The 24,518-nt window shown below is 50.7% G+C and carries 25 protein-coding genes; 10 read left to right on the plus strand and 15 right to left on the minus strand.

The features are described 5' to 3' along the window. Window positions 1-38: 38 nt before the first annotated feature. The 11 genes from B3355_RS11035 to B3355_RS11085 form a co-directional block, all read right to left on the minus strand. Entirely contained in the window at window positions 39-845 is an 807-nt protein-coding gene (locus tag B3355_RS11035; RefSeq protein ID WP_019881175.1) for an ABC transporter permease, read from the minus strand. Continuing rightward, window positions 842-1,756, minus strand: coding sequence for an ABC transporter ATP-binding protein (locus B3355_RS11040; RefSeq protein WP_200884040.1), 915 nt, complete (start codon window positions 1,754-1,756; stop codon window positions 842-844). Before B3355_RS11040 ends, B3355_RS11035 begins: the two co-directional genes overlap by 4 nt. 75 nt (window positions 1,757-1,831) lie before the next feature. Continuing rightward, a complete protein-coding gene (locus B3355_RS11045) occupies window positions 1,832-2,125 on the minus strand; it encodes an STAS domain-containing protein (protein ID WP_232411244.1) in 294 nt (97 codons plus the stop codon). Between the two features lie 37 nt (window positions 2,126-2,162). Next, window positions 2,163-2,765 (minus strand): MlaC/ttg2D family ABC transporter substrate-binding protein, encoded by a 603-nt coding sequence (locus B3355_RS11050; RefSeq protein WP_019881172.1) that lies wholly within the window; start codon window positions 2,763-2,765, stop codon window positions 2,163-2,165. A 26-nt stretch (window positions 2,766-2,791) separates the two neighbouring features. Continuing rightward, a complete protein-coding gene (gene mlaD, locus B3355_RS11055) occupies window positions 2,792-3,337 on the minus strand; it encodes an outer membrane lipid asymmetry maintenance protein MlaD (RefSeq protein WP_019881171.1) in 546 nt (181 codons plus the stop codon). Between the two features lie 36 nt (window positions 3,338-3,373). Further along, window positions 3,374-4,168 carry a lipid asymmetry maintenance ABC transporter permease subunit MlaE gene (gene mlaE / locus B3355_RS11060; protein ID WP_019881170.1) on the minus strand — a complete coding sequence of 265 codons (795 nt, stop codon included), beginning with the start codon at window positions 4,166-4,168 and terminating at the stop codon, window positions 3,374-3,376. Next, entirely contained in the window at window positions 4,168-4,971 is an 804-nt protein-coding gene (locus tag B3355_RS11065; RefSeq protein WP_019881169.1) for an ABC transporter ATP-binding protein, read from the minus strand. Before B3355_RS11065 ends, mlaE begins: the two co-directional genes overlap by 1 nt. Window positions 4,972-5,100: 129 nt before the next feature. Next, window positions 5,101-5,742: a type II secretion system protein gene (locus B3355_RS11070; protein WP_292783791.1), complete on the minus strand. Its 642-nt coding sequence runs from the start codon at window positions 5,740-5,742 to the stop codon at window positions 5,101-5,103. A 193-nt stretch (window positions 5,743-5,935) separates the two neighbouring features. Further along, window positions 5,936-7,078: a c-type cytochrome biogenesis protein CcsB gene (gene ccsB, locus B3355_RS11075; protein WP_292783794.1), complete on the minus strand. Its 1,143-nt coding sequence runs from the start codon at window positions 7,076-7,078 to the stop codon at window positions 5,936-5,938. A 21-nt stretch (window positions 7,079-7,099) separates the two neighbouring features. Further along, a complete protein-coding gene (locus B3355_RS11080) occupies window positions 7,100-9,016 on the minus strand; it encodes a cytochrome c biogenesis protein ResB (protein WP_292784087.1) in 1,917 nt (638 codons plus the stop codon). Window positions 9,017-9,238: 222 nt separating this feature from the next. Further along, complete coding sequence (locus tag B3355_RS11085; RefSeq protein ID WP_019881165.1) at window positions 9,239-9,871, minus strand: c-type cytochrome; 633 nt, start codon at window positions 9,869-9,871, stop codon at window positions 9,239-9,241. A gap of 108 nt (window positions 9,872-9,979) precedes the next feature. Between B3355_RS11085 and yihA the strand changes: the two genes are divergently transcribed. Next, window positions 9,980-10,615 (plus strand): ribosome biogenesis GTP-binding protein YihA/YsxC, encoded by a 636-nt coding sequence (gene yihA, locus B3355_RS11090; RefSeq protein ID WP_292783797.1) that lies wholly within the window; start codon window positions 9,980-9,982, stop codon window positions 10,613-10,615. Window positions 10,616-10,660: 45 nt separating this feature from the next. Here the strand turns inward: yihA and trmB are convergent, their stop codons facing one another. Next, on the minus strand, window positions 10,661-11,371 hold the full coding sequence (trmB, locus tag B3355_RS11095; protein WP_292783800.1) for a tRNA (guanosine(46)-N7)-methyltransferase TrmB: 711 nt from the start codon (window positions 11,369-11,371) through the stop codon (window positions 10,661-10,663). A gap of 334 nt (window positions 11,372-11,705) precedes the next feature. Continuing rightward, on the minus strand, window positions 11,706-12,875 hold the full coding sequence (locus B3355_RS11100) for a class I SAM-dependent methyltransferase (protein ID WP_292783803.1): 1,170 nt from the start codon (window positions 12,873-12,875) through the stop codon (window positions 11,706-11,708). Window positions 12,876-12,917: 42 nt separating this feature from the next. On the opposite strand from B3355_RS11100, the gene B3355_RS11105 reads away from it, so the two are divergent. The 4 genes from B3355_RS11105 to topA all read left to right on the plus strand — a co-directional run bounded on the left by B3355_RS11105 (window position 12,918) and on the right by topA (window position 17,743). Further along, window positions 12,918-13,670 carry a pteridine reductase gene (locus B3355_RS11105; protein WP_292783806.1) on the plus strand — a complete coding sequence of 251 codons (753 nt, stop codon included), beginning with the start codon at window positions 12,918-12,920 and terminating at the stop codon, window positions 13,668-13,670. After that, window positions 13,670-13,999, plus strand: a complete 330-nt coding sequence (locus B3355_RS11110) for a hypothetical protein (protein WP_292783809.1) — start codon at window positions 13,670-13,672, stop codon at window positions 13,997-13,999. The genes B3355_RS11105 and B3355_RS11110 overlap by 1 nt, the downstream gene beginning before the upstream one ends. A gap of 64 nt (window positions 14,000-14,063) precedes the next feature. Next, window positions 14,064-15,005 (plus strand): tRNA 2-thiocytidine(32) synthetase TtcA, encoded by a 942-nt coding sequence (gene ttcA / locus B3355_RS11115; protein ID WP_019881159.1) that lies wholly within the window; start codon window positions 14,064-14,066, stop codon window positions 15,003-15,005. A gap of 110 nt (window positions 15,006-15,115) precedes the next feature. Continuing rightward, window positions 15,116-17,743 carry a type I DNA topoisomerase gene (topA, locus tag B3355_RS11120; RefSeq protein ID WP_292783814.1) on the plus strand — a complete coding sequence of 876 codons (2,628 nt, stop codon included), beginning with the start codon at window positions 15,116-15,118 and terminating at the stop codon, window positions 17,741-17,743. A gap of 70 nt (window positions 17,744-17,813) precedes the next feature. Here topA and B3355_RS11125 read toward each other — a convergent pair whose 3' ends face one another. Both B3355_RS11125 and metK read right to left on the minus strand, forming a co-directional pair. Further along, the gene (locus B3355_RS11125) at window positions 17,814-19,043 is read right to left on the minus strand and encodes an HD-GYP domain-containing protein (protein ID WP_292783817.1); all 1,230 of its coding nucleotides are present in this window, start codon (window positions 19,041-19,043) and stop codon (window positions 17,814-17,816) included. Window positions 19,044-19,180: 137 nt separating this feature from the next. Further along, a complete protein-coding gene (metK, locus tag B3355_RS11130; RefSeq protein WP_019881156.1) occupies window positions 19,181-20,344 on the minus strand; it encodes a methionine adenosyltransferase in 1,164 nt (387 codons plus the stop codon). 165 nt (window positions 20,345-20,509) lie between these two features. On the opposite strand from metK, the gene dapF reads away from it, so the two are divergent. The 5 genes from dapF (at window position 20,510) to B3355_RS11155 (ending at window position 24,505) form a co-directional block, all read left to right on the plus strand. Beyond that, window positions 20,510-21,340 carry a diaminopimelate epimerase gene (gene dapF / locus B3355_RS11135; protein WP_292783822.1) on the plus strand — a complete coding sequence of 277 codons (831 nt, stop codon included), beginning with the start codon at window positions 20,510-20,512 and terminating at the stop codon, window positions 21,338-21,340. Between the two features lie 18 nt (window positions 21,341-21,358). After that, the gene (locus B3355_RS11140) at window positions 21,359-22,012 is read left to right on the plus strand and encodes a DUF484 family protein (protein WP_019881152.1); all 654 of its coding nucleotides are present in this window, start codon (window positions 21,359-21,361) and stop codon (window positions 22,010-22,012) included. An 81-nt stretch (window positions 22,013-22,093) separates the two neighbouring features. Then, window positions 22,094-22,975 (plus strand): tyrosine recombinase XerC, encoded by an 882-nt coding sequence (gene xerC / locus B3355_RS11145; RefSeq protein WP_292783827.1) that lies wholly within the window; start codon window positions 22,094-22,096, stop codon window positions 22,973-22,975. 169 nt (window positions 22,976-23,144) lie between these two features. Further along, entirely contained in the window at window positions 23,145-23,729 is a 585-nt protein-coding gene (locus B3355_RS11150) for a superoxide dismutase (RefSeq protein ID WP_019881150.1), read from the plus strand. A 179-nt stretch (window positions 23,730-23,908) separates the two neighbouring features. Next, window positions 23,909-24,505, plus strand: a complete 597-nt coding sequence (locus tag B3355_RS11155) for a TetR/AcrR family transcriptional regulator (protein ID WP_292783830.1) — start codon at window positions 23,909-23,911, stop codon at window positions 24,503-24,505. The last annotated feature ends 13 nt before the right edge of the window (window positions 24,506-24,518 follow it).

The following is a 24,518-nucleotide window of genomic DNA, read 5'->3' on the forward strand; positions in this document are numbered from 1 at the left end:
GCGGGACGAGGCAGGAAGCTGTTTCCTGCACTTATCCGCTAACTGCGTAATTTATAACCGGATTTTAACATCTTTAGGCATAGCCACGCCAATGCCAGCAAGAAGCTGCCAACAACCGCGAGACTGAGCCAGGGAGAGACATCGCCATGACCAAAGAAGCCGTAACGGAAGCCATCGATCATGTAGAAAAACGGATTCAATTGCGACACAGCTTGCCAGAACGGCGGCAAGGAGTGAATCGAGTAAAACACGCCGGACAAAAAGGTCAGCGGCATAATGACAAAGTTCTGGAAAGCCGCCATCTGGTCAAACTTGTCCGCCCAGATGCCGGCGATAATGCCAAACGTACCAAGCAAGGCACTACCCAGTAAGGCAAACGCGATAATCCAGCCCGGATACACGGTGGGCACGCTGACAAAGCACAAGGCCACCAGATAAATGCTCAAACCAACCAGCAAACCACGGATCATCGACGCCGCCAGGAATGCAGCAAAGAATTCAAGTGTATTAATCGGCGTCAGCAGTAAAAAGACAATATTACCCATCACCTTGGACTGGATCAGGCTGGATGAACTGTTGGCAAAGGCATTTTGCAACAAGGACATCATCATCAGGCCTGGCACCAGAAAAGCGGTATAGCTCACCTGGTCGTAGACTTTGACGTGCGACTCCAGCACATGCGAAAAAATCAGCAGGTATAACAATGCGGTCAGGATGGGCGAAGCGACGGTTTGGAACGCCACACGCCAAAAGCGTAACAGCTCTTTTTTAAACAGCGTATAAACACCACGCCAGCGCGGGCTGACTTTGTCATCCAGCCAGAAGAAAGGATTTAGCCATTTCATGCTAAGGCCCCTTTCTGGTTCCCGACCAGATTCAAGAACACGTCTTCCAAATCCGCCTCCTGCAATTGCATATCCTGAATGGCCACATTGGCTTCACGCAAGACGCTTAAGACCATTTCAACCTGTGACAACTCGGATAATGCCAGTACCACTTCATCCCCATTCTGTTGCTTGAGCAAAGATTGCAGTTGCGTTGGCAACGGGCCAGTCAGGCGCAAAGAAAGCTGTTTGGCGGCATGACTCTTCAGCAATGCACGCGTGGTATCCAGCGCGACAATCTTGCCATGCTTCATCATGGCCACGCGCTCACACAAGGCTTCGGCCTCTTCCAGATAATGCGTGGTCAAAATAATGGTATGCCCTTGCTGATTGAGCTTTTGAATAAACGCCCACAGCATTTGCCGCAACTCGACATCCACGCCGGCCGTGGGCTCATCAAGCACAATCACTGGCGGCTTATGTGCCAAAGCTTGTGCGATCAACGCCCGGCGTTTCATGCCACCAGACAATTTACGCATATTGGTATGTGCTTTATCCGTCAGGCCAAGGCCTTCAATCACTTCGTCGACCCAGGCGTCATTTTCAGGGCCATGGCCAAAATAGCCGGCCTGGAAGCGCAACATTTCGCGCACATTAAAAAACGGGTCAAACACCAGTTCTTGCGGCACCACACCCAAGGCGCTACGCGCACGCTGATAGTCAGTTTGCACATCATGGCCCATGATGCGGATACTGCCACTAGTAGGCTGCAACAAACCCGCCAGCAGGTTAATCAAGGTCGACTTGCCCGCGCCATTCGGGCCCAGCAAAGCAAAAAACTCGCCTTGCTCAATACGCAAATCGACCCCTCGTAGCGCTTCGAACTCGCCAAAGCGCTTGGTAATGCCTGAAATTTCTATGGCTGCAGCCACGTATGACCTTTCGCTATCCCACAAAAAACGAAACCCCACCTCGTCAGAGCTGGGGCTGTTAGACTGGATTTTCAACTAACTCAACAAGAATCCGTCGACACCGTAAAGTTGCATCAAACTTCGCAGATTTTCCGGCACCCCAATCACTGACATTGCCCCAGGTTCGGTATGCTGATGATTAAGCTGCCGCTGAATTTCCAGAATCAGGCTGACGGCGACCGTATCGACCTCATCCACCTTTGTAAAATCCAGGGTTAATGGTGACTCAAGATGCAACGTTTGCAAATGATTCAGGGTTTCGCTGACATTCGTAATCAGCAAGTTACCACTGAACTGCAAAGTGTTTTCCTGTTGCGTAATTTGAGCCACAAAATTCTCCAAAGATGCCTGAATGCAATCTAGGTAATTACTTACCGCTTGCCGCCTTGTTTTTGTCGGCCAGCTTTTTCGTCAAACTGTCCAGACCATTCTGGCGGATTTCCTGTGCAAACTGGCTACGGTAATTGGTAACCAGGCTCACACCTTCAATCACGATATCAAATACCTTCCAGTCATCTGCTTTTTTACCCAGGCTGTAATCCACACTAATTGGATCGCCACCAGATTGCTGGATCGCGGTTTTCACCGTTGCAGTGTCAGCACCGGCTTCCATACGGAAAGGCTTGTACTCAATGGTTTGATTTTTATACTTGGACAAAGCGGTAGCGTATGTACGCAACAACAAAGTCTTGAACTCTGCCTGGAAAGCGGTTTTTTGCTCAGGGGTGGCATTGGTCCAGTTTTTACCCAGCACCAGGCGAGACACTTTTTCAAAGTCAAAGTTAGGCAGGATTTTTTCTTCTGCCAAGGCAAAAATCTTTTGCTGGTTACCCGCCTGGATGTCTTTGTCATTTCTAATGACTTCAATCACATCATCCGCCGTCTTTTTCACCAATTGATCCGGCGTTATGCCAGCCATTGCCACACCGCTTACCAGCCACATGGCAACTGCCATCCACCACTTTTTCATTGTGTTCCCTTTACCAATTGATTAAGTTACTTACCAATTTTGTCCAATGGACTTGCATCTAACGCATCACCTGTCGATTCGGTTGATGTAGATGCTGTTGTACTCGGTTTGTCATCGCTTTCGGTTGCCTTGCTGTAAAGAAACTGACTAATCAGTTTTTCCAACACCACAGCATCCTGTGTTTGAGAAATTTTGTCACCGTTCTTCAGACTGACCTCGTCACCACCGGCTTCCAGACCAATATATTGCTCACCCAGCAAACCGGCTGTATAGATATTGGCAAACGTATCTTTAGGAAAGTTGTAGCGCGTGTCGATGTTCAGACTCACGACGGCTTCATAAGTTTTAGGGTCAAACACAATTTCACTCACGCGACCAACCACTACGCCAGCACTTTTCACGGGTGCACGTGGTTTGAGACCACCAATATTCTCAAAGTTCGCCGTCACCAGATAAGTCTGGCCGATACTGCTGGTCGTCAGATTGCCTACTTTCATTGCCAGGCCAAGTAACGCTGCAAAACCGAGCGCGACAAAAATGCCTACCCACAAATCAATTGTTGTTCTTTCCATTGTTTATTCCCCGCGAGTCACCGTGCGTTCCAATTGCTAAACAGCAATCATGAACGACGTTAAGATAAAATCCAGCCCCAACACGGCCAGTGATGAAGTCACGACCGTTCTGGTCGTTGCACGGCTCACACCTTCCGCTGTTGGCGGTGCGTCATAGCCTTCAAACAAGGCAATCATGGTACATGCCACCCCAAACACCACACTTTTGAATACGCCATTCAAAATATCGAATTCCCAATCGACGTTGGCCTGCATTTGCGACCAGAATGCGCCTGCATCGACACCGATTAATGGCACAGCCACCAGGTAGCCACCCAAAATACCGACCATGGAAAATAAAGTTGCCAGCACTGGCATGGCAATCACACCCGCCCAGAAGCGTGGCGCAATCACGCGTGCAATCGGGCTCACCGCCATCATTTCCATGGCAGACAATTGCTCGGTCGCCTTCATCAAACCAATCTCTGCGGTAATCGCGGTGCCGGCACGGCCAGCGAACAACAGCGCGGTCACTACCGGACCGAGCTCGCGCACCAGTGCCAAGGCGACCAGTACACCAATGGCTTCCGAAGAGCCATACTTTTGCAAGGTGTGATACCCCTGCAATGCCAGCACCATGCCGACAAAAAAGGCCGAAACGAGGATAATAATCAGCGACAATACGCCGGTGAAATACACTTCACGGATAGTCAATCTAAAACGGCGAAAGCTTTCACCGGAAGAAATCAGGGTCAGCCAGAACAAACGGCCGCCAGCACCCAGCCGCCAGATTTTATTGATACAGCCTGCGCCCAGCTTACTGAACAGGCGCTTCAATTTATGCAATACCATTAACGCGCACCTCTCAACAAACTGGCGTGATATTCAGGCGCCGCATAATGGAATGGCACCGGGCCATCTTTTTCACCATGCACAAACTGGTGCACAAACGGTAACTCGGAATTGCGCAAATCGTCTGGCGTGCCTTCAGCAGCGACCACACCATCTGCCACAAAATAAACATAATCAGCAAACTGGAAAGTTTCTTCCACATCGTGCGTCACGATAATTGAAGTAGCACCCAACGCATCATTCAGGCTGCGAATCAAATCACAAATCACCGCCATCGAAATCGGGTCTAAACCGGCAAACGGTTCGTCATACATAATAATACTGGGATCAAGCGCAATCGCGCGTGCCAGCGCAACACGCCGTGCCATGCCGCCAGAAAGCTCAGTTGGCATCAAGGCATGTGCACCACGCAAACCGACCGCGTTCAATTTGAGCAACACCAGATCACGAATCATGCTTTCAGGTAAATTGGTATGCTCGCGCATTGGGAAAGCCACATTTTCAAACACGGATAAATCCGTGAACAAGGCACCGTGTTGAAACAGCATGCCCATTTTGCGGCGTAAGCGGTAAATGCCTTCACGATTTTGTTGGTGCACAATCTCACCGCCAACCTGCACCTGGCCTTTGGTTGGCTTGAGTTGACCACCGATCAGGCGCAGCAAAGTGGTCTTGCCACTGCCGCTACCGCCCATAATGGCAACCACCTTACCTTTAGGAAAGGTCATATTGATGCCTTTATGCAACAAGCGGCCTTTATACCCGAAAGACAGGTCTTGGATTTCTACAATTGCGTTTGCCATAGGAAGTGGGTGGTGTAAAACGGCTACCATTCTAAAACAGAATGTGTCTCAAACGTTGAATGTATCCGACATAAAACAAAAAGCCTGAAAATCCAGGCCTTTTGTTACAAATTTATGTTGTATTCTACACTAAAAACTCATGCAGACTAAATAAGCCGTACCGGCAGCCGGCGCGGCCACGCCCGTACCTGGCGTGCCATTCACCACGATGCGCATCACGCCGCTATTACCCACGCCATCATCCATCATGGTATCCAGCTGTAGCGCATATCGCCCAAGAATGGCATCAGAACACATGGCGTGCGCAGTGTTAAAGGTGCCGCTAGTGACTGCCGTCAAGTCGGCAACACTGGTAACGCCCAACTGGCCGCCCTCACTATTGCGCGGCGGATATTGCGTCGTGTTAGCAATATCAGTAGTACCCGTTGCCAATCCCGCCAGTCTCAAGTGCTGCCATAGCAAAAATGATTCATCCGTGTTGGTGCTTGAATTCCAGCCGCCTTGAATCAAGCCGTTCTGCACCTGCCCATTGGTACTTGCATTCGTACCAGTGACATGGGTATCTGCCGCATGATCATCACCGGGCAAGGTACGGAACCTGTCCTGATATCCATAAAAGTAAGTGGGTATGTTTCTGAAATCACTGGCCAGACTTTTCACCTTGGCATTGGCAATCAATTCCTGCCCTCGCATGACGCCCGCGAGTAACAACCCTGCAATCACCAGCACAATGGCCAATTCAATCAAGCTAAATCCTAATTGCTTTTTCATTTTGAATCCTCCTGATACCGAATCATTGTAAGAAGTATTACCTTGCCGTCATCAGCATCCATTCGATGCCGACCAGCCAATATTAACATTAATTAATTATTGTTAATATTGGCTAATGGGAGAATTCAGGAAAAAGAAAAGAAAACGGGCAGATGCATACGCATCTGCCCGCGGATAAAGCAGCACTTAACAGTTAAAGCGTGCCGTAGGAATGCAGGCCGCTGAGGAACATATTCACACCAAGGAAGGCAAAGGTCGTGACCAGCAAACCGACCAGCGCCCACCAGGCCAACACAGTGCCACGCAAGCCCTTCATTAAGCGCAGGTGCAACCAGGCGGCGTAATTCAGCCAGACAATCAGCGCCCAGGTTTCTTTAGGATCCCAGGACCAGTAACCACCCCAGGCTTCAGCTGCCCACATCGCGCCCAGAATGGTGGCAATGGTAAAGAAAGCGAAACCAACAGCAATCGCCTTGTACATCAAATCATCCAGCACATGCAATGCCGGCAGGCGGCTGGCCAGCACGCCATGCTTTACCAGCAGATAAGCACCGGCCACCATGGCCGCTAGCGAGAATGCACCGTAACCAATAAAGTTAGCCGGCACGTGTATCTTCATCCAGTAACTTTGCAAAGCAGGCACCAAGGGTTGAATCTCGTTGGCATGGCGGTCAAAGGTATACCAGAGGATAAAACCCACCGCAGCGTTAATCACCACCAGCACAAATCCGCCCAACTGGCGCGTATTGAACAGTTTTTCGTAATGCAAATACAGCAAAGAGGTGATCAGGCAAAACAGGATAAATACTTCATACAAATTACTGATCGGGATATGGCCGACATCCGGCGCAATCAGGTAAGACTCATACCAGCGCACCATCAGGCCAACAAAGCCAAACAAGGTCGCTGCCCAGGTAAGTGCGGAGGCAACTTTTGCCGTAAACGCCGACTTCTGGAACAATGCCAGCCAATAGGTCAGCATGGCCAGCACAAATAACACGTTCATCCACATGACAGCAGACTGGCTGGCGAGCAAGAATTTAAGCAGGAATTGCTGACTCCCATTCGCCAGGTCGCCCTGATAGCTATAGACCCCGACTAGACTCAATACCGCAATCCCCAGTACCAGCCGCGCAATTGCCGACCAGCGCCAGCCCAGGTAACTGAACAAGGCCACCGCACCAAACAAAAAACTGACTTCATACACATCCATAAAGCCGGCATAACGCTGGTAAGAGAAAATGCCACCCGCCAGCAGCAGCACGGCGTAAACCCAATCGAACTTACTTAATGATTGCCAAAACGATGTTGGCTTTACTAATAATGATGTACTCATCGCATTCCCCTCTTCATTCCGTCAGGCAGCCGCTAGCAGCAGCGCAGTCAATTGCTGTTGCACACGTGCAAAATCCTGGTCCAGATCCATATTTTTACGGTTAGACGACATTGCCAGCAATACCTCTTGCCGTGCAGGTTTGATCAATAACCATAGACGACGTTCCTTAATATAGAACATGGAAAAAATACCCAACACCAGCATCACCGAACCAAAATACACCCAGTTTTGACCAGGAGAGCGCGTTAACTGAAAACCGCTGGCCTGTTTAAGTGTGTAATTCTTGAGCTGGAAATAATAGGGCGTGCCATAAAAGAACAAGTCATTCATGGCATTCAAGCTATCCTGGATAAACATCACCGTCTCCTGGGTTTCAGGTGCCGGTGGCAACTGGCGCTGGGCACGACTCATTTGATAGCCTTGCAATGCAGCCCGGTTGAGTAGCTTCAAATACGTTTGTGCTGCCTGCTCGCGCTGGTCTTTCGGCACTGCGCTCTCAATAATACGCGACAACCCACTGTACCCGCCTTGCTTGAACGTCACCAGCAAATGTTGCAGGCTTTGCTCAAACTGCGCCTTTAATGCGGCATTGTCACCCGGCATCTGTTTAGCTACCTGGCTAGCAATCTCACGTATCGCCTGCTCGTTACGCAGCGTCTGGCGCAAGTGCATAAAGCCGTTGATTTCCAATTCAGCATCCGCCGGAATGCGCAGGTACTTGAATTCATCCTGTACCGTCTCACGCATACCTGAGACAAAATAAGCCCGGCCATCCAATTGCAATGGCTGCATATAACTCATGTACTCGCGTGCCTGGCCACTGGCATTACGCAGCTTCAAGGTGGTATTAGGGCCAACATTATGTGGCTTGCCTTTACCATCGGCAGACAAGTTCAAAATATTAAACTGGCGGAACTCGTTAAACTCCACCGTCATTTTTTGTGCGCCGTCGCCCAACGATCCCTTTTGCGACACGACGCCATCGACATCAAAGCCGTCCTGATTGCTGGCGGCCAAATCCCATAATTTGAATTTGAGTTCCGAGCCACCATCCTGGAAGTCAGACTGATAAATGGCGATGCCTTTATAAGTATAAGGGTGATTGACGCGTATCGTGGTTTCGATAGGTTTGCTCAACTCAGGATCGGTGATGACGATATCGCTCTCAAACGACTTCGGCATGCCGGTCGCATAATGCTCAATGCGGAAATCTTTCAGCGCCACAGTGAATGGCAGATCTTGCACCAGATAGCCGTCACGCACACGCACAAACGCCACATTGTCATGCTCGCCTTCCGGCAGCGTCATATTGGCCCGGAATGACAGGTTATTGACGCCCAAACGGCTTTCTGCCGGCACTTTGCGCGAAGAGATATCACGCGTTTCGATTTTCTTCCAGCCGAGCAGCTCCTGTACCTTGAATGGCAAATTACCATCCAGCAAACCGCCAAAACAAATGACGACAATCGCCGCATGGGTAAAAATATAGCCCAGGCGCTGGTGTGTACCCAGCTTCGCGGCGATCAATATATCGCCATTATCTTGCTGGCGTGTTTTAAAGCGATAACGCTCTATGCTTAAAAACTCACTTAATTGCGTTTGTAATGCCGCAGCTGGCTGCGTTGTCGCCAAACTGGCCTGATGACCAAACAAACGCAGCGATTTTTCAGTGGCGTGCTCTTTATATACTTGCCACTCTTTGACCATCAGTGGTGCATTACGGATGACACACAAGGTGGTCGATACCACTAGAAATAGTAGAATGAGTAAAAACCAGGCCGCATGATAGACATCCAGCAAACCCAGCATTTCAAACAATTCAAACCAGAACTGGCCAAATTTGACGATGTAATTGGTATAAGGCTCGTTTTGCTTGAGCACGGTACCAATAATCGAGGCCACACCCAACAGCGTCAACAGGCTCACAGCAAAGCGCATTGAGCTTAATAGCTCATACACACGCTGCGATAAGGAAATGGGAGCTTTCAAAACGATCTCTTTAAAATTGACTAGTTAAGGTTGCGCACGAGATGGTCGCCATACAACGCAAGACGCGCAGTTGTGGACGACATCCACCGTAAAAGGTTGCCTAGCCCTACAGTAAAAATAGCCCTACAGTAAAAAAGGTGGCCGCAGCCACCTTTTTTCAATCAGCAACGACTAGCGCAGACCTTGAATGTAATCTGCCACTGCTTGCATCTCGGCATCACTCATTTTTGCCGCGATGGTCATCATCATTGGCGCATTCGCGCGCTCACCGGTACGGAAAGTTCTCAGCTGTTGCAAGGTGTAGTCTGTGTGTTGCCCTGCCAAGCGTGGAAACTGTTTTGGCAAACCAGCACCCGTCGCACCATGACAGGCCGCACAGGCAGGCACTTGGGTCGCCGCAATACCACCGCGGTAGATTTTCTCGCCTAAAGAACCCTTGCCATTGCTTTTTGATTTAGCCAGTTTAATGCTTTGGCTGGAGAAATATTTCGCCAGGCCTTCCATGTCTTCCTGGCTCAACGCCCCTGCCATACCGGCCATCACCGGGTTAGCACGCGTGCCATCTTTAAAGTTGCTCAACTGCTTGAGCAAATATTCTGGATGCTGGCCCGCCAATTTCGGATTGGTGGTAATCACGCTGTTACCGTCGGCACCATGACAGGCCGCACACACGTTTTGCACAATTTTTTCTGGCCCATTCACCACTGGCGCGGCTTCTGCTGAAGCAGCTTCCTCAGCAAATACTGGCTGCACGCCCATGGCTAACAGCACAAACAATCCTGCTTTAAAACTCTTTAACATCATTCTATGCCCCAACATTTTTATTCTGCGCCATTTTATCAAACAAACCTTGTTCGTGATAGCATGCACAGCTGAATAGTCCATAAAACCTTGAGGCAACTCAACTCCATCATGCCAGTTTTTCAAAACGCCCGCTTTCACCTGTCGGCACATCATCTGCGTGACCTTCCGCCTGCCAGTGGCATCGAAGTGGCTTTTGCCGGACGCTCCAATGCGGGTAAATCCAGCGCATTAAACACCCTGGCCAACCATAACCGGCTGGCCTTTGTCAGTAAGCAGCCAGGCCGCACACAACTGATTAACTTTTTCACGCTGGGCGACGACAAACATCTGGTCGACTTGCCAGGCTACGGTTATGCCAAAGTGCCAGAGGCCATGCGCATGCATTGGCAAAATGTATTGTCACGCTACCTCAGCGAACGCCAAAGCCTGGCCGGATTGGTATTGGTGATGGATAGCCGCCATCCGCTTACACCGCTAGACAGGCAAATGCTGGACTGGTTTTGCCCTTCCGGCAAACCGGTGCATGTCCTGCTGACCAAGAGTGACAAATTATCACGCAGCGAATCCAGCATCCTGATCGGCAAAGTGCGCAAAGAATTGCAAGAAGGCTGGGGCGAAAAAATCACCGTACAACTCTTCTCCAGCCTGAAGAAGCAAGGCGTCGATGAGGCAGAAAAAGTACTAGGCGAATGGTTTTTCGGCAACGATACCGACGCGCAGGACAAACCAGCTGCCATTGGATAAAAAAAGCAGACATCAGTCTGCTTTTTTTATTTTGCATGCAAGGCATTACACGCGTTTAAACACCAGATCCCACACACCGTGGCCTAACTTCAGGCCGCGATTCTCGAACTTGGTCAACGGGCGGTAAGACGGTTTTTCAGCATAATCTGCGGCCGTATTTTGCAGCTGTGCTTCACCTTGCAACACTTCCAACACCCACTCGGCATACTCATGCCAATCAGTCGCCACATGGATGTAAGCGCCCGCTTTCAACTTGGAGCATAACAACTGCACAAACTCTGCTTGAATCAAGCGGCGCTTATGGTGACGCTTCTTGTGCCACGGATCCGGGAAGAAAATATGCACACCATCAAGTGAGGCATCCGCCAGCATATTCTGTAGCACCTCAACAGCATCATGCTGAATAATACGGATATTACTGATATCACCTTCTTGCATCAGCTTAAGCAAACTGCCAACGCCCGGCGTATGCACCTCTACCGCCAGGAAATCACAGTCGGGCAAGGTTTGTGCAATCTTTGCCGTAGCATCGCCCATCCCAAAACCGATTTCGAGAATTTTTTTGCTCTCGGTGCGGCCAAACGCCTGACTCACATCCAGTGCTTGATCGGTATATTCAATACCGAATGTCGGCCAAGCCGTCTGCAAGGCCCGCTCCTGGCCTTTAGTCAAACGCCCCTGACGTAAGACAAAACTACGGATGCGGCGCTGGTAAGGCGCTTCGGAAGATTCTGGGGTTGGGTCGATTTCGGTCATGGGGCGCATTATACTTTAAGTGCTTTTATTTACTGTACATAGCGTATTAATTTGAAATACCTTTTTCGCCTCCCGGCGAGTCACTTTCTGATGCTTGCCCCTCAGAAAGTAACCAAAGAAGAGGGCACCCAGCCATCACGNNTGTTCTTTGCCTTCTTTCTTATGGACAAGCATAAGAAAGAAGGTCGCCTAGAGGCGAAACAGATCGACCATAGAATAGTCTGCGCTTGGGGCAAGCAAAGAAAAGTAACTCGCCGAAAAGGCGAAACAAAACGCCACTTAAAAGCACAAACTGAAGAATTACCTTCTTACCTCAATCCAATAACATAATCACTTACAACTGATGCCGCTTATCCCCCTGCAAAAATCCCATCAACGGCAATGCCAGTCCTTTACTCAGCGCCAAGACTTTAAACAACTCCCCCATCTCCGCCGGCGATAGCAACTTTTGCACTGCCGCCACCATAGGCAAATAGCGCGCACTTTCTTCTGGTGGCACCTGTTGCAGCAACTGCAAAATACCGCAGTTGATTAAGAACTGCGCCTGATTGGTATATCCCGCACAATCCAGTCCATGCGCCACCGCGGCTTCCGCCATCGCAGTAAAATCAACATGGGCAGTGATATCCTGCAGGCCGGGATAGATCAATGGATCATCATGCGCGTAATGTTGGTAATGACACATCAATGTCCCCTGCGCACGTTGCGGATGGTAGTACTCACTTGCAGCAAACCCGTAGTCAGGCATCAATACCAGGCCACGCACCAACATGGTGGCAAGACTGGCAATCAAACCTTGCGCGGCCGGGCACACTTCGGTGATATACCCGTCAGGTAAGTGGCGCGTATCAATTGCCGCCACCAGTGACAGGTCTTGCAGCAGTTGTGTTTGCCACACTAATTGCTGATCAAACCCAATACCACGCTCCCGCCACTGCCCGGCTCGCCATTCAACCACATGCACAGGAATGGCATCCAATACCTCATTACCAACCACAACGCCGGTCAAGGCCTCTGGTAACGCATCCAGCCACTGCAGGCGAGAATATAAGGCTGCTGGCAATATACTTTGCAGGTATTCTTGCTGCCGCTGTCGCAAGTTAGCGCTTACCTCAAGAATAAAATAATGCTGCGGCAGCTGCGCTAGTTCTGCCAGCCGCAGTAATAAGCCTGCCGCCAATTTACCCGTACCAGCCCCTAGTTCCAGTACATTGCCCGCAGTCGTCTGCAGCACCGGCGCGACCTGGTTGGCAAGCGCCTGCGCAAACAATGGCGAAATTTCCGGTGCGGTGACAAAATCGCCACCAAGCCCGAACTTATTGGCATCGCCGCTGTAATAGCCTAGGTGGGAGGTATAAAGTGCCATCTGCATATAGTCGGCAAATGAAATCCAGCCGCCTTGCTGCTGCACCCGCTGCTGAATGTATGCCAGTAGTGTGTCGCTGTATTGTTGCGCCGCGGCATCCAGTGCCGGTAATCGAGAAGAATTCGGTTGAGCAGTCATTCAGCCATTATAATGTGACCAGTCCAGAATAAAGAGACCAACGTGAATTCCCCTTCCGCTTCTAAAGTCGTGCTGATTACCGGCGGTGCCAAACGTGTCGGCGCCGCCATCACCCGCGAGCTACACCGTCAAGGCGCCAATATTCTGTTGCATTACCACACCAGTGCAGACGAAGCGCTTACCTTGCAAACAGAGCTCAATCAGGCGCGGCCTGACAGCGTGGTAATCGCACAAGCAAATTTGCTCGATATGCCCGCATTATCGCAACTGATCACCTCTGCCTTGCAACGCTTTGGCCGACTTGATGCGCTGATCAACAATGCTTCCAGTTATTACCCAACCAAACTCGGCCAGATAGATACCGCACAATGGGAAGAGCTGATGGGCAGTAACCTGAAAGCACCGCTATTTTTAAGCCAGGCGGCAGCGGATGCTTTACGCGCCAGTCAGGGCTGCATCGTCAATATTACCGACATGCATATTGAGCGCCCGAAAAAGCACTATATTGTTTACAGTGCGGCCAAGGCTGGGCTGGTCAGCCTGACCAAATCGCTGGCACAGGAACTCGGCCCCGAGGTCAGGGTAAACGCTGTTGCCCCAGGCCCGGTGTTGTGGCCAGATGATAATCAGGAGTTTGATGAGGTCTACCGCCAGCAAGTCATCAACCAAACCTTGCTCAAACGCACAGGCGAACCATCCGACATTGCCAAAGCAGTCAAATTCTTGATTTATGATGCACCATTTATTACCGGCCATGTGCTGGCAGTCGATGGCGGCCGCAATTTGAGTTTATAGTGGCCAAGAAAGCCCAGTCACAAACCATCACCATACACGTGCAGGCGCCGCACAAACCCGCCTTGGGTGAAGCGTGTAACGGCTGTGGCATCTGTTGTGCCGCCGAGCCTTGCCCGGTCAGCCTGGCATTGTTGTGGCCACATCAGGCACCATGCCGGGCGCTGATTTGGAGTGACCAGACCCAGCGTTATTTATGTGGCATGGTCTGTGAACCGGCACGTTTTTTATGGTGGCTGCCAGAAAACATGAATGCATCGGCCAGCCGTTTATTCAAGCGCTGGATCGCGGCAGGAACAGCTTGTGATGCAGATGTTTCTTTATCCGAATAAAATCAACCAGAATAATCAAAGACTTAGCGTGACTTTACCTTGCTTTCGGCTATAATGCGCGCCTATGAAGACCAAACATTATCCAGACGACGTTAGCCAAAACTTCCTCAAACTGCGCAATCAGTTGATTAGCGCGACTGGGAAAGCTATTGGCGATTACAACATGATTGAAGAAGGTGACACCGTGCTGGTGTGCATGAGCGGCGGCAAGGATAGCCACGCCATGTTAATGATTTTGCTGGCCTTGCAGGAGCGCGCACCGATCAACTTCAAATTGATTGCGATGAACCTGGACCAGAAACAACCAGGCTTCCCGGCAGACATCTTGCCCGCCTACCTGGAAAAACTGGGCGTGGAGTACCGTATTGTAGAAGCGGACACTTACTCGATTGTGAAAGAAAAAATCCCCGAAGGTAAAACCACCTGCAGCCTGTGCTCACGCCTGCGCCGTGGCATTATTTATACGACCGCACAGCAATTGGGTGCCAATAAAATTGCCCTGGGCCACCACCGCGACGACATCGTGCAAACCTTGTTCCTCAATATGTTTTACGGCGCCAAAATGAAGGCCATGCCGCCTAAACTGGCCACCAACCGCGGTGAGTTTATGGTGATCCGCCCATTGGCTTATTGTGCCGAAAAAGACATTGCCAGCTATGCGCGCGGCATGCAGTTCCCGATTATTCCGTGTGATTTGTGTGGCAGCCAGGAAAACCTGCAACGCCAGAAAATCAAGGATATGCTCAATAACTGGGAACGCGAACAACCGGGGCGCATCAATAACATCTTCCGTGCGATTGGCAATGTCGAGCCTTCACACCTGGCTGACTTTGACTTGTATGACTTCAAGCATCTGAGCCAGGCCAAGGAAGAAGACGAAGACCCAATGTTTGACCACGAAAAATTTGCCAGCAACGACATGGCATTGTCGATTGCCACTCAGGATGACAAACGCATCGAGTTTGCACGCAAACCATTCCCGATGACGGTCACCACTGAGGAATAACACAACGTTTTGATGCGGAAAGACCTTAATTGATGACTTTCCGCACCGATATATTGTCTAGTAGTTAAAACGCTTGCTATTATCTAGCCAACTCTTACACAGACTGCTCAATGTCAAAACTGCTGATCGTTGAATCTCCCTCCAAGGCCAAAACCCTCAAAAAATATTTGGGCGGTGATTTTGAGGTCCTGGCTTCTTACGGGCATGTGCGCGACCTGATCCCTAAAAATGGCGCCGTGGACCCGACGCAGCAGTTCGCCATGAAGTATGACATCATCGACCGCAACAGCAAACACGTCGATGCCATTGCCAAAGCCGTAAAAAATGCCGACAGCATTTATCTGGCAACCGACCCGGACCGCGAAGGTGAAGCCATCTCGTGGCATATCGCCGAAATTCTGGCAGAAAAAAAGCTGATCAAAAACAAGCTGGTGAAACGCGTAGAGTTCAATGAAATTACGCAAACCGCGGTGAAACACGCCATTGACCATCCGCGTGATATTTCCATGGACCTGGTCAACGCGCAGCAAGCGCGGCGCGCGCTGGACTACCTGGTCGGCTTTAATTTATCACCGTTGCTGTGGAAGAAAATCCGTCGTGGTTTGTCAGCGGGCCGTGTACAAAGCCCGGCGTTGCGCCTGATTGTGGAACGTGAGCTGGAAATTGAAGCCTTCACCAGCCAGGAATACTGGAGCATCCATATGGGCGCGCTCAAGCATGCCCATGGCTTTGATGCCAGACTGGTGCAACTCAATGGCCAGAAAGTAGAACAATTCACTGTCACCAACCATGATCAGCAAGCGGATATTGTGGGCAAGTTATTGCTGGCCTCGGCTGGCAAAACCACAGTCACGCGGGTGGAGAAAAAACAACGCAGCCGCAGCCCGGCCGCACCATTCACCACGTCTACCCTGCAACAGGAAGCCGTGCGCAAGCTGGGTTTTACCACCAGCCGGGCCATGCGCGTCGCGCAGCAATTATACGAAGGCATGGACGTTGGTAGCGGCACGGTCGGTTTGATTACCTATATGCGTACTGACTCATTCAGCCTGGCAGCCGAAGCCGTGATGCAGATCCGCGATTACGTGAAAAAGCACTTTGACGCAGACTACCTGCCCAAGTCGCCTATCATGTACAAAACCAAAGCCAAGAATGCGCAAGAGGCGCACGAGGCGATTCGCCCGACCGATATTACACGGACGCCTGCCAGCGTGCGTCAGTACTTGAACGACGAGCAGTTCAAGCTGTATGAAATGATCTGGAAGCGTACTCTGGCCTGCCAAATGACACAGGCCAAATATGATGCTGTGAGTGTGGACCTGGCTGTCGGCACAGACGCCAACCTGTTCCGTGCCACCGGTCAGACCCTGGTATTCCCTGGCTTTATTGCCGTCTATATGGAAGGCAAGGACGACGACAAAGAAGACGAAGACGCCGAAGCCAAGTTGCCGCATCTTGAAACTGGCGAGGTGTTGACTGTTGAGAGAATTTTCGGCGAACAACATTTTACCGAGCCGCCACCGCGCTATTCAGAAGCCAGCCTGGTCAAAGCACTCGAAGAGTATGGCATTGGCCGCCCTTCGACTTACGCCAGCATTATCTCAACGCTGCAAGACCGCGAATATGTGGTGCTGGATAAAAAACGTTTTACGCCGACAGATGTCGGCCGCGTGGTCAATAAGTTCCTCACCGAGCATTTCACCCAGTATGTCGATTACGACTTTACCGCCAAGCTGGAAAATGAGCTGGACGAAATTGCCGAAGGCAACCTGGACTGGGTGCCTGTCATGGACAAGTTCTGGCAGGGCTTTAACCAGCAGATTCAGGTCAAAGCCGATGTGGAGCGCCCAGGTAACGAACTGATCGATGAGATGTGCCCGAAATGCGGCCGTCAGTTACAGAAACAGCTCAGCCGCTACGGTAGCTTTATTGGCTGTACTGGCTATAACGCCACACCCAAGTGCGATTACAAACGCAATCTGGATGGCGAAGCCAATATGGCCAGCGAGCCAGTGGTGATCGGGCAGGATGTCGATACGCAAAAAGACATTTACCTGATGAATGGCCCGTATGGCCCTTATTTACAAGTGGGTCAGCCGGTAGAAGGCGACAAGAAAAAACCTAAACGCGTCAGCATCCCCAAAGAAATTCCGCTGAGCCAGGTCAATATCGACACCGCGCATATGTTGTTGAGTTTGCCGCGTGACCTGGGCCAACACCCGGAAACCGGCAAAAAAATTGTCGCCAATATTGGCCGCTTTGGGCCGTATGTGAACCACGATAGCAAGTTTAAATCGATCCCCAAAACCGAGAGCGTGTTTAGCATAGACCTCGAAGGTGCAGTGAAACTGCTGGCCGCGGCGAATGGACCGACGCCACTGGCAGACCTTGGCGAACATCCGTCAGGTGAAGGTCGTATTGAGGTGTTTTCTGGTCGCTTTGGCCCTTATGTGCAACACAACGGTATCCGCGCCACGCTGCCTAAGAGCGTCACACCAGAAGAGCTCACAGTAGAACAGGCCCTGGAGTTGCTGGTGGAAAAAGCCGCCAAAGACGGGGGCAAAACCAGCAAAAAACCGGCTGCTAAAAAACCAGCAGCGAAGAAAGCCGCAGCGCCGAAAACGGCTGCGGCAAAAACAGCGACTACAAAAACCACAGTGAAGAAAACCGCCACTAAGAAAGCCAGCACCACCAAAGCGGCCACCAGCAAGCGGACTAAAAAACCGGCAGAAGAATAAACGACGCAGACTAAAAAAGGAGCCATCGGCTCCTTTTTTTACGTCATCAAGCATAGGCCTAATCCCGCACTCAATGGTTGGTCCATAAATGATCGATGTTGCCCACGCCCCAGGTGGTGGCAGAGTCGTTGCCGATAATCTCATCCATGCCTTTTGACAAATCAAGCTCTATTACCGGGATATGTATTTTCGACTTCGTTGAGAAGAATGCTTTGACGACCGGCTTGAGCAAGCTATCGGGCGTTTGCTTGACCACCACGGCCAACCGGCCAGACTTCAACATGACCACGGTACCGATCGGATAAATACCCAGACTCTTGACAAAGGCTTTAAACACTTCGGTGTCAAAGTGACCACTCCAGCTCGCCATGCGTTTAAGGGCCATGCCAGGCTCCCAGGCCGGTTTATAGGCGCGGGTCGAAGTGACTGCATCATAAACATCACAGATCGCCCCCATCTTGGCAAAAATAGTCATCTGATCACCACTTAAATGCTCAGGATAGCCAGAGCCATCCATTTTTTCATGGTGATGCAAACACACGTCCAGCGTCACAGCATCGGATATATTGGCTTTTACCAGCATGTCATGCCCTAACTGGGGATGTTGGCGAATGACATCAAATTCGTTATCGGTGAGCGAGCCCGGTTTATTCAAAATCTGCAACGGAATCCCGGCTTTGCCCATATCGTGCATCAAGCCAGCCAACCCGGCTTGCTTCACTTCGGTTTCGGACAATTTAAGCTCTTTACCGAGCGCAGTCATCAGTGCACAGACAGCCACCGAATGCATATAGGTGTAATCATCGACTGTTTTTAAACGCACCAGGCTAATCAGCGCATGCACATTGCGCGTGACCGAAGCCGAGATTTCTTCCACCAGCGGCATCACGGCCTCAGCTTCAATGGCCTTGCCCATGCGCAAATCTTTAAACATGGACTCAATCGCTCGGCGTGAAGAGGCAATAATCTTGGCGGCCTGCTCACGCTCAGCTTCCAGTGTGGTCGGCTTTAACTTTTCAGCACTGGCTCTCTCGGCCACAACGGGCCCGTCCAGTTCCAGCATCGCCATTTCTTTATCCGTGAGCTGACGCTCAACAACATCAGGCTCGGGCAGCACATCCAATCCCTGGCTGATATCAATCACCACCTGCTGCAAATGGCTTGCTCTTAACTTTTGCAAATCAACAGGATCATTCAGCACAAATTTGCTACGCCAAAACGGATGGTCCATCCACGGGCCTTTCAGCTCCTGGATATACATCCCCAAACGCACTTCTTTGATCGCTATTGTTTTGAACATATTGCCCTGATAACCCTACACAATGTTTACATCTTATAATTGATTATCGGAAAAAAAATGAAAAAAAAGAGGGCTAAAAACCCTCTTCAAAATTACTTTTACATGCATGTTTTAACATGCATGATAGTCAGCTAAATTTACAAACCAGCGGCGGCGCGCAATGCGGCTGCTTTATCGGTTGCTTCCCAGCTAAACTCTGGCTCATCACGGCCAAAGTGGCCATAGGCTGCAGTTTTGGTGTAAATCGGGCGCAGCAGATCCAGCATTTTGACAATGCCTTTCGGACGCAAATCAAAATGCTCGCGTACCAGTTGGGTCAGTCGTTCATCTGAAATTTTGCCTGTGCCATAAGTTTCAACCATGATAGACGTTGGCTGAGCCACGCCAATCGCATAGCTGACCTGCACCAGGCACTTGTCAGCCAAACCGGCCGCAACAATATTTTTCGCCACGTAACGACCCGCATATGCCGCCGAACGGTCGACCTTGGAAGGATCCTTGCCTGAGAACGCACCACCACCGTGTGGCGCTGCGCCACCGTAGGTATCCACAATAATCTTGCGACCAGTCAGGCCGCAATCGCCTTGCGGGCCCCCGATGACAAAACGGCCGGTCGGGTTCACCAGGTATTTAATCTCGCCCTTAATCAACTCGGCAGGCAAAGTTGGCTTGATGATCTCTTCAATCACCGCTTCACGAATGGCCTCCAGAGACATCTCTGGCGCGTGTTGCGTGGAAACCAGCACGGTATCAATTTTGAACGGTTTGCCATCCACGTACTGAATGGTCACTTGCGACTTGGCATCCGGGCGCAACCATGGCAAACGGCCATCTTTACGCAATTGTGATTGACGCTCCATCACGCGATGGCTGAGCCAGATCGGCAATGGCATCAGTTGTGGCGTTTCATTCACGGCATAGCCAAACATCAGGCCCTGGTCACCAGCGCCCTGATCCAACGGATCATCATTGGCGTTATCCACACCCTGGGCAATGTCTGGCGATTGTTTATCGTAAGCAACCAAGACGGCACAACCTTTGTAGTCGATGCCGTAATCCGTGTTGTCGTAGCCAATGCGCTTAATCGCATCACGCGCCACTTTAATATAGTCGACATTGGCCGTTGTCGTGATTTCCCCCGCCAATACAACCAGGCCAGTGTTCGCCAGGGTTTCAGCAGCGACGCGGGCTGTCGGGTCTTGGGCCAGAATGGCATCAAGAATACTGTCAGACACCTGATCAGCTAATTTGTCGGGATGGCCTTCGGAAACTGATTCCGAAGTAAAAAGATATTCACTCATGTTTGACGCCTTGAAAAGTAATGAAGTTAATAAACGGCACTGACTAAAGGCTGAAGCCAGCACCCAAATTGGGAACGAAGATTTTACCTGAGTTTATTTCTGGCAAGGAATAAATCTTCGCCCTAAGGATGTCTTCAACGGCATGATGGAGTATCATCTTGAGCTATGAAATTACGATTTACCAAAATGCAGGGCGCAGGCAATGATTTTGTTGTGATTGATGCTACACAAGCCCCCGTGCATCTCTCGCATGGCCAAATCCAGCACATCGCCAACCGCTTTTTCGGCGTCGGTTGCGACCAGTTACTCATGGTCGAATCAACCGACACAGCCGGGGTAGATTTCCGTTACCGCATTTTTAACGCCGATGGCGGCGAAGTGGAGCAATGTGGTAATGGCGCCCGTTGTTTTGTACGCTTCGTGGTCGAAAAAGGCCTGACCCATAAACGCGAGATCAAGGTGGAAACCGCCAGTGGCGTGATTACGCTGATGCTGCAAGACGATGGCCAAGTGACGGTCAATATGGGGGCGCCACGCTTTATCCCGGCGCAGATTCCATTTGAGACAGATGCACAAGCGAGTACTTACGAGCTGCCACTGGCACACGATACCGTGACCATCAGTGCAGTCTCCATGGGCAACCCGCACGCCGTCATGCTGGTCGAAAACGTGCACACCGCCGAAGTCGCCAGCCTGGGCCCGCAAATAGAATCGCACCCGCGCTTTCCGCAACGCGTGAATGCCGGGTTTATGCAGGTGCTCAACGCCCACGAAATCAATCTGCGCGTCTATGAGCGTGGCAGCGGTGAAACGCTGGCCTGTGGCACCGGCGCCTGTGCGGCGGCTGTTAGCGGCATTCAGCTTGGCACCTTGCAAAGCCCGGTAAAAGTACATACCCGTGGCGGCATTTTAACCATTCAATGGGCGGGCGATGGCGCGCCGGTCATGATGACAGGACCGGCAGAGATTGTCTTTGACGGTGAAATAGAGATTTAGAGAGACCAGAATAGCAGCATGGAAGACAGTATTAACGAAAACGATATCAAGCATTACCTCAAGGCGCATCCAGACTTTTTTGAAAGTCATGCGCACTTGCTGGCGGAGCTGTTTTTGCCTAGCCCACATGGCAAAGGTACCATCTCACTGGCTGAGCGTCAGCAAATCGCCCAGCGCGATAAAATTCGCGTGCTGGAATCACGTTTTACCGAGCTGATTCTCACCGCCGAGGAAAATGAGGCCACCGCAAACAAAGTGCATGAGCTGTCCCTGGGCTTATTGTTTGCCAAAGATGTTGCCGCATTACATACTCACCTGGTCGCGTTTCTTGCCTCACACTTTCAATTGCCCAATGCACAGCTCAAACTATGGGTCAACGAAAGCCATGCCGCAGATGATTTGTTTATAGATGCAGAAGACTCGCTGAAAAACTGGGCCAAAGACTTGAGCCAACCCTATTGTGGCACCTTGCCAACCATGGATATCGCCGGCTGGTTTACAGAATCACCAGCCTCACTGGCAGTAATTCCCATGCGCTATCAGGAAGTCACTTTTGGCCTGATGGCAATCCCCAGCGAACAACGCAGCCGCTTTTATGCCGGCATGGGCACCTTGTTCCTCAACCGGATCGGCGAGCTGGTCAGCGCTTCACTGGCCAGATACATTATATGAAAGCCCCCGCTGAGGTTTCCGCCAAGAGGTATCTTCTTGCGGCAATTGTCAGCGTAGACCCGCTCACTAGAGGTAGTGTCCATGCATGAGTTGCTGGACGACTACCTCGACTTTCTGCACTTTGAGCGTGGACTCAGCGAGCATACGCGCAACAACTATCAGCGCGATATCGAGCGCTTGCTACAACAGCATGCAGACAAGCTCCAGTCACTCACCCCGCAAGACATTCGTCGCCAAATAGCCAGCCTCAATAGCCAAGGCATGCATGGCCGCAGCATCGCCCGCATCTTGTCCAGTTGGCGTGGTTTTTATCGCTATTTGGTATTACACAAACACTTTCCGGCCAACCCCGTCATCGGTTTGCGTGCGCCCAAAGCGCCTAAAACTTTACCGCATGCGCTGTCCATTGAGCAAACCATCAAGCTGGTCGACATTGAAGGCGACGAAGCGATTACCGTGCGCGACCGTGCCATGCTAGAGCTATTTTATTCCTCAGGCCTGCGCCTGAGCGAATTGGTTGACCTCAACTTAGACAGGCTGGACTTGCCAGAAGGCCTGATCACTGTCACTGGCAAAGGCAACAAAACCCGTATAGTCCCCTTGGGCAGCAAAGCGATCACAGCGCTCAAAGCGTGGCTGGCGATCCGGCCGCTTTGGCTCATCAAACGACCGACAGAAATGGCCGTATTCGTCAGCCAGCAAGGTCGCCGCATTCACGCCCGCACCGTGCAAATTCGCATCAATCACTGGGTCACTAAACAAGGGCTGCATAACCATGTGCACCCGCACATGTTGCGCCACAGTTTTGCCAGTCACGTTTTGCAAAGCAGTGGCGATTTGCGTGCCGTGCAAGAAATGCTGGGACATGCCAACATTAGCACCACACAAGTTTACACCCACCTCGACTTTCAACATTTGAGTAAAATTTATGACGCCGCCCACCCGCGTGCGCGCAAAAAATAGCGTTTATCTAATGCACGATCACACAGCCAAGGTTTTGCAAGATGGCAAAATATGGCAAAATAACCCTACTAAATTGGTAAACCTTTGCCAGTCACGTGACTCCAATGTCACATCGTCTTAGCTTACAAAAGCAGGCTTACATTTCAACACACCTAAAAAAGGAACATCCATGGAACACGCCTTACCAGCATTGCCATTTGCAAAAAATGCATTGGCCCCACACATGTCAGAAGAAACCTTTGACTATCACTACAGCAAGCATCACCAGGCATACGTGACCAACCTCAACAACCTGATCAAAGGCACTGAGTTTGAAAATGCTGCTTTGGAAGACATCATCAAAAAGTCTTCTGCTGGCATCTACAACAACTCTGCCCAAGTCTGGAACCACACATTCTTCTGGAACTGCCTGTCTCCAAACGGTGGCGGTGAACCAAGCGGTGCATTGGCGACTGCCATTAACGCCAAATGGGGTTCATACGAAGAGTTCAAAAAAGCCTTCCAGACTTCAGCCGTTGGTAACTTTGGCTCTGGCTGGACATGGCTGGTGAAAAAAGCGGACGGCTCTGTTGACATCGTCAACATGGGTGCTGCTGGCACCCCGCTGACTACTGGCGACACCGCATTGCTGACCATCGACGTATGGGAACACGCTTACTACATCGACCACCGCAATGCGCGTCCAAAATTTGTCGAAACATTCCTGAACCACCTGGTGAACTGGGAATTTGCAGCAAAGAATTTTGCAGCTTAATACCGCTCAGTCGTAGCAAACCTGTTACGCTTAAGGCCTCTAATAACTATTTTAGAGGCCTTTCTTATTGGCACCGCCGGGTAACCTTATCCTATCCACGGCCACTCTCCTTCCCCCTTCAATAACATTTTAACCATCACACCTTTAAAATATGACGATCATCATATAAAATGTGAGCCATGAGCAATCAGTCTGTGAAAAAAAATAAGGCCACGCGCAAAGAAATGAGCCATGCGCGCATTTTAGAAACGGCGGCCAAGGCAATACGTAGAAGTGGCTATAGCGGCACCGGTGTCGCCGATATTATGAAAGAGGCTGGTCTGACGCATGGCGGGTTTTATGCGCATTTTGCCTCTAGAGATGAAATGCTGGCTGAAGCTGCAAGCTTGGCTGGGGCGGAGACGATCGCCATTATCGAACAAGTGTTCACTAAAACGCCACAAGAGCAACGCTTATGGGCATTAATGAATGCTTATTTATCTAATGAACACATTGCAAATATAGACATGGGATGTTCTTTCGCAGCACTGGGTTCTGAAATGCATAGACAAGTGCCTGAAGTTAAGGCCGCCTCTACTCAACGAATGAAGGAAATGATCAACTTAATCGAAGGTCAATTACCTAATTCTAGTCACTTCAATGCCCATGCTGAAGCGCTTCTGATGGTATCCACGATGGTGGGTACGCTCATGCTGGCGCGTGCGGTTGATGATGCTGAACTAGCTGAGGCCTTTCGACAAGCGGCACTTCAACACTATGCGCCGCAACATATTTGAAATAGTGACATCA

The organism is Methylophilus sp. UBA6697 (assembly GCF_002454655.1).
Lineage (GTDB): Bacteria > Pseudomonadota > Gammaproteobacteria > Burkholderiales > Methylophilaceae > Methylophilus.

Bases quoted from the DNA above. Each gene is read 5' to 3' on its own strand.
- B3355_RS11125 (WP_292783817.1), bottom strand. From the start codon at position 19,043: ATGTTCAAAACAATAGCGATCAAAGAAGTGCGTTTGGGGATGTATATC.
- metK (WP_019881156.1), bottom strand. From the start codon at position 20,344: ATGAGTGAATATCTTTTTACTTCGGAATCAGTTTCCGAAGGCCATCCC.
- B3355_RS11140 (WP_019881152.1), top strand. From the start codon at position 21,359: ATGGAAGACAGTATTAACGAAAACGATATCAAGCATTACCTCAAGGCG.
- ccsB (WP_292783794.1), bottom strand. From the start codon at position 7,078: ATGAGTACATCATTATTAGTAAAGCCAACATCGTTTTGGCAATCATTA.
- B3355_RS11150 (WP_019881150.1), top strand. From the start codon at position 23,145: ATGGAACACGCCTTACCAGCATTGCCATTTGCAAAAAATGCATTGGCC.
- B3355_RS11070 (WP_292783791.1), bottom strand. From the start codon at position 5,742: ATGAAAAAGCAATTAGGATTTAGCTTGATTGAATTGGCCATTGTGCTG.
- trmB (WP_292783800.1), bottom strand. From the start codon at position 11,371: ATGACCGAAATCGACCCAACCCCAGAATCTTCCGAAGCGCCTTACCAG.
- yihA (WP_292783797.1), top strand. From the start codon at position 9,980: ATGCCAGTTTTTCAAAACGCCCGCTTTCACCTGTCGGCACATCATCTG.
- B3355_RS11100 (WP_292783803.1), bottom strand. From the start codon at position 12,875: ATGACTGCTCAACCGAATTCTTCTCGATTACCGGCACTGGATGCCGCG.
- topA (WP_292783814.1), top strand. From the start codon at position 15,116: ATGTCAAAACTGCTGATCGTTGAATCTCCCTCCAAGGCCAAAACCCTC.
- xerC (WP_292783827.1), top strand. From the start codon at position 22,094: ATGCATGAGTTGCTGGACGACTACCTCGACTTTCTGCACTTTGAGCGT.
- B3355_RS11085 (WP_019881165.1), bottom strand. From the start codon at position 9,871: ATGATGTTAAAGAGTTTTAAAGCAGGATTGTTTGTGCTGTTAGCCATG.
- B3355_RS11080 (WP_292784087.1), bottom strand. From the start codon at position 9,016: ATGCGCTTTGCTGTGAGCCTGTTGACGCTGTTGGGTGTGGCCTCGATT.
- mlaE (WP_019881170.1), bottom strand. From the start codon at position 4,168: ATGGTATTGCATAAATTGAAGCGCCTGTTCAGTAAGCTGGGCGCAGGC.
- B3355_RS11155 (WP_292783830.1), top strand. From the start codon at position 23,909: ATGAGCAATCAGTCTGTGAAAAAAAATAAGGCCACGCGCAAAGAAATG.
- B3355_RS11050 (WP_019881172.1), bottom strand. From the start codon at position 2,765: ATGAAAAAGTGGTGGATGGCAGTTGCCATGTGGCTGGTAAGCGGTGTG.
- ttcA (WP_019881159.1), top strand. From the start codon at position 14,064: ATGAAGACCAAACATTATCCAGACGACGTTAGCCAAAACTTCCTCAAA.
- B3355_RS11065 (WP_019881169.1), bottom strand. From the start codon at position 4,971: ATGGCAAACGCAATTGTAGAAATCCAAGACCTGTCTTTCGGGTATAAA.
- mlaD (WP_019881171.1), bottom strand. From the start codon at position 3,337: ATGGAAAGAACAACAATTGATTTGTGGGTAGGCATTTTTGTCGCGCTC.
- dapF (WP_292783822.1), top strand. From the start codon at position 20,510: ATGAAATTACGATTTACCAAAATGCAGGGCGCAGGCAATGATTTTGTT.
- B3355_RS11035 (WP_019881175.1), bottom strand. From the start codon at position 845: ATGAAATGGCTAAATCCTTTCTTCTGGCTGGATGACAAAGTCAGCCCG.